7 protein-coding genes and 1 pseudogene are annotated in these 9,404 nt (G+C 35.0%); all 8 read left to right on the top strand.

The genetic code is table 11. The features are described from left to right. Positions 1 to 181: 181 nt before the first annotated feature. Entirely contained in the window at positions 182 to 1,675 is a 1,494-nt protein-coding gene (locus HT736_RS09595) for a class I SAM-dependent DNA methyltransferase (protein ID WP_050281863.1), read from the top strand. Between the two features lie 12 nt (positions 1,676 to 1,687). Then, positions 1,688 to 2,215 (top strand): annotated as a pseudogene (locus HT736_RS09590) (restriction endonuclease subunit S); the annotation flags it as partial. Between the two features lie 11 nt (positions 2,216 to 2,226). After that, complete coding sequence (locus HT736_RS09585; RefSeq protein ID WP_172930988.1) at positions 2,227 to 3,342, top strand: restriction endonuclease subunit S; 1,116 nt, start codon at positions 2,227 to 2,229, stop codon at positions 3,340 to 3,342. A 59-nt stretch (positions 3,343 to 3,401) separates the two neighbouring features. Further along, a complete protein-coding gene (locus tag HT736_RS09580) occupies positions 3,402 to 3,638 on the top strand; it encodes an AbrB family transcriptional regulator (protein WP_172930987.1) in 237 nt (78 codons plus the stop codon). Beyond that, positions 3,635 to 4,048 (top strand): type II toxin-antitoxin system death-on-curing family toxin, encoded by a 414-nt coding sequence (locus tag HT736_RS09575; protein WP_172930986.1) that lies wholly within the window; start codon positions 3,635 to 3,637, stop codon positions 4,046 to 4,048. The genes HT736_RS09580 and HT736_RS09575 overlap by 4 nt, the downstream gene beginning before the upstream one ends. Before the next feature lie 117 nt (positions 4,049 to 4,165). After that, on the top strand, positions 4,166 to 5,131 hold the full coding sequence (gene xerA / locus HT736_RS09570) for a site-specific tyrosine recombinase/integron integrase (RefSeq protein ID WP_120008022.1): 966 nt from the start codon (positions 4,166 to 4,168) through the stop codon (positions 5,129 to 5,131). Then, the gene (locus HT736_RS09565; protein WP_240148140.1) at positions 5,097 to 5,735 is read left to right on the top strand and encodes a restriction endonuclease subunit S; all 639 of its coding nucleotides are present in this window, start codon (positions 5,097 to 5,099) and stop codon (positions 5,733 to 5,735) included. The genes xerA and HT736_RS09565 overlap by 35 nt, the downstream gene beginning before the upstream one ends. Before the next feature lie 29 nt (positions 5,736 to 5,764). Then, entirely contained in the window at positions 5,765 to 9,115 is a 3,351-nt protein-coding gene (locus tag HT736_RS09560) for a DEAD/DEAH box helicase family protein (protein WP_172930985.1), read from the top strand. The last annotated feature ends 289 nt before the right edge of the window (positions 9,116 to 9,404 follow it).

Genomic DNA, 9,404 nt, shown 5'->3' with positions numbered 1-9,404 from the left:
ATAGAACTGACAGAGTCAGTATCATATACCTACGGCAAGGTGAAGCTGACGTGGTTTGAAGAGATTTTCGAAGAGTATAAAATATTCAGGTGACGCATAGATATAGTTAATTGAAGCTTTGTTTGAAATCTGATAAAATAATGATATTACTAAGTTTTAAAAACTAAAGAAAAGGGAAGATATGATTACAGGCGAATTAAAAAATAAAATCGATCAGTTGTGGGAAATTCTTTGGACAGAAGGAAATGCAAATCCTTTAACAAATATTGAACAGTTGACTTATCTCTTATTTATGAAAGATTTGGATAGTGTCGAGCTTGGACGTGAAAGTGATGCTGAATTTCTAGGGATTCCTTATGAGGGAGTTTTTCCAAAAGATAAACCTGAATACCGTTGGTCAACTTTTAAAAATATAGGAGATGCTCAGGAAGTTTATCGTTTAATGACTCAGGAGATTTTTCCGTTTATTAAAAATCTCAAGGGAGATACAGATGATACAGCCTTTTCACGATATATGCGAGAAGCTATTTTTCAAATAAATAAACCTGCTACGCTTCAAAAGGCAATTTCTATCTTAGATGTTTTTCCAACTAGGGGATTAGATGTAGATTTTGATAATGACAAACAAAGTATTACTGATATCGGAGATATCTATGAATATCTGTTATCAAAATTGTCGACCGCAGGTAAAAATGGACAGTTCCGTACACCTCGTCACATCATCGATATGATGGTTGAGTTGATGCAACCGACCATCAAAGATATTATCTCAGATCCTGCTATGGGTTCTGCTGGCTTCTTAGTATCTGCTAGCCGTTACTTAAAGCGTAAGAAAGATGAATGGGAAACCAATACAGATAATATCAATCATTTTCATAATCAGATGTTTCATGGAAATGATACGGATACGACTATGTTGAGACTTGGGGCGATGAACATGATGCTACATGGAGTAGAAAATCCACAAATCAGTTACCTTGACTCGCTGTCTCAAGATAATGAAGAAGCCGATAAATATACTTTGGTTTTAGCAAATCCTCCTTTTAAGGGCTCACTTGACTACAATTCAACCTCTAATGACCTTCTTGCAACCGTAAAAACCAAAAAAACAGAATTACTCTTTCTTTCTCTTTTCTTGCGAACTTTAAAACCAGGTGGACGAGCAGCAGTTATCGTACCTGATGGTGTCCTTTTTGGTTCGTCTAAAGCTCATAAAGGAATTCGTCAGGAAATTGTAGAGAACCATAAGCTTGATGCTGTAATCTCAATGCCTAGTGGTGTTTTCAAGCCTTATGCTGGAGTTTCAACTGCCATTCTCATCTTTACAAAAACTGGCAATGGTGGTACTGACAAGGTCTGGTTTTACGATATGAAAGCGGATGGTTTAAGTTTGGATGATAAGCGACAACCGATTAGCGACAATGATATTCCAGATATTATCGAACGCTTTCATCATCTTGAAAAAGAAGTGGAACGTCAGAGAACGGATCAATCTTTCTTTGTTCCAGTTGCTGAGATAAAGGAAAATGATTATGATTTGTCTATCAATAAATATAAAGAGATTGAGTATGAAAAAGTTGAGTATGAACCAACAGAGGTCATCTTAAAGAAAATCAATGATTTAGAAAAAGAAATTCAAGCTGGCTTGGCTGAATTAGAAAAATTACTCAAGTAGGGAGGTGGCTGTATGAAAAAAGTGAAGTTGGGGGAAGTCTTATCTCTAAAAAAAGGCAAGAAAGCCACTGTACTTGCTGAACAAACAACTCTAAGCCAACGTTATATTCAAATAGATGATTTAAGAAATAATAATAATTTAAAATTCACTGAAAGTTTAAATATGACTGAAGCACTCCCAGATGATATTCTGATAGCATGGGATGGTGCTAATGCAGGAACAATTGGTTGTGGGTTATCGGGAGCTGTTGGTAGTACAATTACGGTCTTAAAAAAGAATGAGCGATACAAAGAAAAAATTATATCAGATTACTTGGGAGTCTTTTTGGAAAGTAAATCGCAGTATTTACGAGATCATTCAACAGGTGCAACAATTCCTCATTTAAACAAGAATATATTACTTGATTTACAATTAGAATTGCTAGGTATCGAAGAACAAGAGAACATTATCTGTATTCTTAATACGATTAAAAGGCTTATGACTAAAAGAAAATTGCAGTTAGATGAACTAAACTTGCTCGTCAAATCCCGATATTCCGAGGAGGTGGTTGCATGACAATCATTTTTTTACAGAATATATTTGAAAAATCTATAAATGGTGAATGGGGTAATGAAGATAGTGGCAAAGGAGAGGCGACAGCAGTAATTAGAACCTCAAATTTTCTAAATTCTGGAAGACTAAATCTAGATAATATTGTATGCCGTGAAATTGATAAAGATAAAAACAGCGACAAAATTCTACGAACTGGTGATATTATAATTGAAAAATCAGGAGGTAGTCCAAATCAACCGGTTGGACGTGTTGTATATTTTGATGTTACAGATCAAGATTATTTCACAAATAACTTTACTAGTATTTTAAGAGTTAAACCAGGATATAATTCTAAATATATATTTTATTTAATGAAGTATCTTTATGACACAAAGAAGGTGTTAAAATTTCAAAATCAAACAACTGGAATTATTAATTTAAAGTTAGCTGACTATTTAAATAAAACCAAAGTTAATATTGAAACTATAGAAAATCAAAATACAATAGTAGATATATTGGATAGGTTAGAGTATCAAATAATAAATAGAAATAAGCAGCTTAGTGAACTCTCAAACCTTGTAAAATCCCGATTTAACGAGATGTTTGGGGATCCTTTAAATAATAACAAGAAATTTGCAGTAAAAACGGGACAACAGTGTTTTAAATTTTCAAGTGGAAAATTTCTTGATAAACATGATAGAGTTTTTGAAGGTTATCCTGCCTATGGTGGAAATGGCATTGCTTGGAAAAGTCGAAAATATTTAATTGATAATCCTACTATCATCATTGGTCGTGTAGGTGCATATTGTGGCAATGTAAGAACTACCCACGGTAAGGTATGGATAAGTGATAATGCTATATATATAAAAGAATTTAAGAATTCCGATTTTAATCTTGTATTTTTATTAGAATTAATGAAAGTAATTGATTTTAGTAAATTTGCTGATTTCTCAGGTCAACCAAAGATAACTCAAAAACCATTAGAAAATCAGAAATATATCCTCCCCCCTCTTTCCCTCCAAAATGAGTTCGCAGACTTTGTAGCCCAGGTCGACAAATCACAATTGGCAATCCAAAAATCTCTGGAAGAGCTTGAAACTTTGAAGAAATCTCTGATGCAGGAGTATTTTAGCTGATATTCTGCCATTGTAATTACGGTAATGATTTGTTATAATACAACAAAGGAGGAAATCAGATGGTAGTAAAAACAAGAAAACAAGGAAATTCAATCACCATTACGATTCCAAGTGAATTTAATATTCCAAGTGGTGTAAAATACGAAGCTAAATTGTTACCAAGTGGTGAGATTATCTTTACTCCTGAAGAATTGGATCAGCAGGTTTCTTATGTATCTGATGATGCCTTTGACTTAAATTTATATAAAATATTTGACGAATACGACGATGTTTTCAAAGCTTTGGTGGAAAAATGACAATCTATCTAACAGAAAAGCAAATTGAAAAAATAAATGCTTTAGCAATTCAACGGTATTCTCCAAATGAGAAAATTCAAACAGTTAGTCCTTCTGCCTTAAATATGATTGTGAACTTACCAGAACAATTTGTCTTTGGGAAGCCTCTTTATCCAACAATTTTTGATAAAGCAACGATACTATTTGTCCAATTGATAAAGAAGCATGTTTTTGCTAATGCTAATAAAAGAACTTCTTTCTTCGTTTTGGTCAAATTTTTACAATTAAATGGCTATCGTTTTTCTGTAACGGTAGAAGAAGCAGTAAAAATGTGTGTAACCATCGCAGTAGAAGCTTTAACTGATGAAAAAATGATAAGCTACTCCAAATGGGTTTCTGAACATTCTGTTAGAGAAAAGGTCAAAAAGTAACCTAGTATGCTGGATTTGAATGAGCACAAGAAAATAAATGAACAGACAATATTAGAATTCTGTAATGCAGAAACTGATATTGTCTCTTTTTATTGATGAATAAGAAAGTGAAAAATTATGGAATCAAAAGTTACAATTATCATGCAAGAAATGTTACCTCTTTTAAATAATGAACAATTACTAGCATTGAGAGAGAGTTTAGAACATCATCTAGTAGACGGAAAAAAGCAGCAGAAGTATTCGAATAATAACCTGTTGCAACTCTTTATCACTGCCAAGCAGGTAGAGGGCTGTAGCTCAAAAACAATTCGTTATTACCAGAGGACGATTGAAAACTTGTTTAATGGTATTAAGGAGTCTGTGACACAACTCACAACAGATGATTTAAGGAGTTATTTAGCAAATTACCAGTCTGAAAAGGATTGTAGTAAGGCGAATTTAGACAATATTAGGCGTATATTGTCTTCTTTTTTTGCTTGGCTTGAGCAAGAGGAATATATCATTAAAAATCCCATTCGACGGATAAAGAAAATTAAGACTGAGCAAAATGTGAAGGAAACTTATACTGATGAACATTTGGAAATTATGCGTGATAACTGTGAAAATTTGAGAGATTTGGCAATAATAGACCTACTAGCATCGACAGGTATGCGTGTAGGGGAGCTTGTACAGTTGAATCGTTCAGATATTGATTTTGAAAACAGAGAGTGTGTTGTCTTTGGTAAAGGAAAGAAGGAGAGACCAGTATATTTTGACGCTCGTACGAAAATTCATTTAAGAAACTATCTTAACGACAGAAAAGATAGTCACCCTGCTCTTTTTGTAACGTTAGTTGGAAAAGTCCAGAGGCTTGGAATTGCTGGTGTAGAGATTCGCTTAAGAAAGTTAGGAGAGAAACTCGGCATACAAAAGGTTCACCCACATAAGTTCAGAAGAACTTTAGCGACTAAGGCAATTGATAAAGGTATGCCTATCGAGCAAGTCCAAAAACTGCTAGGTCATAGCAAGATTGACACAACCCTGGCCTATGCCATGGTCAATCAAAATAATGTCAAGCATTCACACCAAAAATTCATCTCTTAAAAGCAAATCCCGATTTAATGAGATGTTTGGGGATTTTTATACTACATTATTCCCCAAATATAAAATAGGTGAAAAATTTGAAGTTTCTAGTGGAAGTACACCATCAAGAGATAATAAATTATATTGGGATAGCGGAACGATTAATTGGGTAAAAACAACTGAGGTAATAAATAGAGAAATTACGGAAACTGAGGAAAAAATCACAAAATTTGCTTTAGAAAATACATCTCTTAAACTTTTTCCAGTTAATACAATATTAATTGCTATGTATGGTCAAGGACAAACAAGAGGAAGAAGTGCAATCCTCAAAGTTGAATCTACTAGCAACCAAGCATGTGGGGCTATATTTCCAAATAAAATAGACAATCCAGTTTTTATTTGGCATCAATTAATGCTAAGGTATAGCGAATTACGAGAACTTGGACGAGGAGGAAATCAACCTAATTTAAACGGTCAACTGATTAAAAATTTTGAACTGATTTTCCCCCCTCTAGCCCTCCAAAATGAGTTCGCAGACTTTGTAGCCCAGGTCGACAAATCACAATTTGCTTGTGAGATAGCTATAAAAGTGTGGAGAAATAGCTTGAAATTTAGTATAATATAGCTAAACTATTTGTTTAAAGTGAGAAAAAAATGGGAAATTTTAGCTTTCTTTTAAAAAATGACGAATATGAATCTTTTTCAAAACCTTGCATTGAAGCTGAGAATATGATTGCTACATCAACTGTGGCTACTGCCTTTATGGCGCGTCGTGCTTTAGAGCAGGCTGTCCATTGGATATATAGTCACGATTCATATTTAGAAGCTCCCTATCGTGCTACTCTATCTTCTTTAGTATGGGATGATGATTTTAGGGATATCGTAGATTCTGAACTCCACAAGCAGATAGTTCTGTTGATTCGGTGGGGAAACCATGCTGCTCATGGTGGTGAAATTAAGGAACGAGAAGCGATTTTAGCTTTGCATCATTTGTATCAGTTTGTTAATTTTATCGATTATTGTTACAGCAATGAATTTGTGGAGCGTTATTTTGATGAGAAGTGCTTACTACTTTCAGCAAACATCAAATACCGAGAAACTCCACAATCTATGATAAAGTTACAAGACAGTTTACCAGAACTGCCTGATTTTCATGAACAGATGGCTGCTCAGTCCGTAGAAGTTCAAGAGACTTATACTGAAAAACGTGAGACTGCAGCGCAACGGCAAGATGTGCCTTTCCATATTGATCAATTATCTGAGGCAGAGACAAGAAAGCTCTTTATTGATATTGATCTCCGTCTAGCAGGATGGATATTTGAAGAAAACTGTCGTGTTGAGATAGCTGTTGATGGTCTCAAGCACGGTTCAGGAATTGGTTACTGTGACTATGTACTTTATGGTAAAAATGGGAAAATTTTAGCGATTGTAGAGACTAAAAAAGCCTCTGTCAATCCAGAAGTAGGGGAAGTACAGGTCAAAGAATATGCTGAAGCTCTGGAGAAACATATCGGCTATCAGCCAATTTGCTTTATTACAAATGGGTTGAAGCACTATATACTTGATGGTCCGAACCGCCGCCAGATTGCAGGCTTTTACTCTCAAGAAGAATTGCAATTAGTGATGGATAGACGTCATCTTCAAAAACCACTTGAGGATATTTCTAGTAAAATTAGAGACGATATTTCCGGGCGTCACTACCAAAAACATGCGATTGCAAGCGTTTGTGAAGCTTTCTCTAATCATCGTAGACAGGCACTTTTGGTTATGGCAACTGGGGCTGGGAAAACTCGTACAGCAGTTTCTCTAGTTGATACCTTATCACGTCATAACTGGGTAAAAAACGTTCTCTTCTTAGCCGATAGAACTTCCTTGGTTAAGCAAGCCTATGATTCGTTTAGAAAATTACTCCCAGATCTTTCCGTTTGTAACTTCTTAGAAGATAAAGAAGGAGCTCAATCAAGTCGCATGGTCTTTTCAACTTATCCGACCATGATTGGAGCGATTAGTGGTCAAGAAGAAGTAAATCAACGCCCTTTCACTGTTGGGCATTTTGACCTTATCATAATTGACGAGTCTCACCGTTCTATTTATCAGAAATACAAGTCCATTTTTGATTATTTTGATGCAAGGATTGTAGGCTTAACAGCTACTCCGCGTCAAGATTTAGATAAAAACACCTATGGATTCTTTAATTTGGAGAATGGTGTTCCAACATATGCATATGATTTGGAAGAGGCTGTTAAAGACGGATATTTAGTAGCCTATCATTCTATCGAAACCAAACTGAAACTACCTACGGATGGTCTACATTATGATGATTTATCCGAAGAAGAAAAGGAACATTTTGATAGCAAATTTGAAGACGATAGCTGTGAAAAAGATATTGATGGGAGTGTGTTTAATTCTTTTATTTTCAATAAAAGTACAGTAGAAATTGTTTTAAATGAACTCATGACAAGAGGAATTCAGACAGCCTCGGGGGATGAAATTGGTAAAACTATTATTTTTGCTAAAAATCATGACCATGCGGAATATATCAGAGGTATTTTTAACAACCGCTATCCTGAAAAAGGGAGCGACTATGCTCAGGTGATTGATTATAGTATTAAGCATTATCAGACCTTGATTGATGATTTTAAAATTAAGGAGAAGTATCCTCAAATTGCGATTTCTGTCGATATGTTAGATACAGGTATTGATGTACCAGAGGTTGTTAATTTAGTCTTCTTCAAGAAAGTACGCTCTAAAACTAAGTTTTGGCAGATGATTGGTCGAGGAACCCGTCTATGTAAAGATTTATTTGGACCTGAGCAGGATAAGGAAAACTTCTTGGTATTTGATTATGGGGACAATTTTGATTATTTTCGTGCAGATCCAAGAGATGGAGAGGGTCGTCACATTGTTTCGTTGACTCAGCGTTTATTTAATATCAAAGTGGACTTGATTCGAGAACTTCAGGGACTCCAATACCAAGAAGATCAGTTTGCGAGAGCATACCGTCAGGAGCTTGTTTTAGAACTTCAAGGTCGTATAGAGAGCTTAAATGAGTTGGACTTCAGGGTTCGTATGGTTTTAGATACAGTTTATAGCTATAGGAAATTGGAAAGTTGGCAGAATCTAACTGCTGTTACAAGTGAAACCATTCAAAAAAATCTCTCTCCGCTTTTATTTGATGAAGATAAAGAAGATGAGATGGCGAGGAGATTTGATTTGTGGTTGCTTCATATTCAGTTGGGGCAACTGACAGCTAAATCTTCCACTGTTCATATTTCCCAAGTGATGAAGACGGCTAGAGCTCTTTCTGCTATTGGCAATATCCCGCAGGTTTTTGAGCAGGCTGAAATTATCAGGAAAGTACAGGAGCCTGAATTTTGGAAAGAAGTTAACTTGTCTGATTTGGAAAAAATTCGTCTTGCTATTCGAGATTTATTACAGTTTTTGGATAAAACAGACCGTAAACCCTACTATGTTAACTTTGAAGATCGTATACTCTCCACTGTTCACGAGACCACAGCATTTTTGCAGGTCAACGATCTTCGATCTTATAATGAAAAAGTTGAGCATTATTTGAAAACTCATCTGGATGAAGAGTCCATTTCTAAGCTATACCATAATGAAAAGTTGACATCTGATGATGTGCTTGCACTTGAAAAATTGCTCTGGGAAAAATTAGGTAGCAAATCAGACTACCAACATCATTATGAAAATAAGGCAATTCCGAGATTGGTGCGTGAGATTATTGGCTTAGATAGAGAGTCTGCCAATCGTATTTTTTCTAAATTTTTGTCGGATGAGAACCTTAATGCTAGGCAGATTTCATTTGTAAAATTGATTGTAGACTACATTGTAGAAAATGGTTGCTTAGAGATGAAAGTGTTAACGCAAGAGCCATTTAAATCTCATGGATCTGTTCAACTACTCTTTCAACACCAACTACCAGTACTTCGTAATATTGTTCAAACCATTGAGCTCATCAATGATCGAGCTGGAGAAGTGGCTTAAATTCTAAAGTGATTGCCATACTGAGACTCATTTAAAATTAAAAAGAGTAGAAATTTATGCTATATATGAGAAGTTTTATTAGGAAGAATGTCATCGTTTTCCTAGAATACAGTATCAGTTGTTAAGTGGTTGATAAATTTCAAAGTAGATACTTGTACCACGATGTTTGTTGATCGAGTTATTATAAAAGAGCTACTTTGATTTTAAAGAAATAGAAAACAAAAAGCCGAGCAAGAATTCAATTGCAGGAGAAAATGAAGGAATACTCAGTGAAAATCAAAGAGCAAAC

The sequence above is a fragment of the Streptococcus sp. 339 genome (genome assembly GCF_013277285.1).
Classification (GTDB): domain Bacteria; phylum Bacillota; class Bacilli; order Lactobacillales; family Streptococcaceae; genus Streptococcus; species Streptococcus pseudopneumoniae.
The sequence above is the reverse complement of the archived record's forward strand: the minus strand, read 5'-3'. Positions and strand labels throughout refer to the sequence as shown.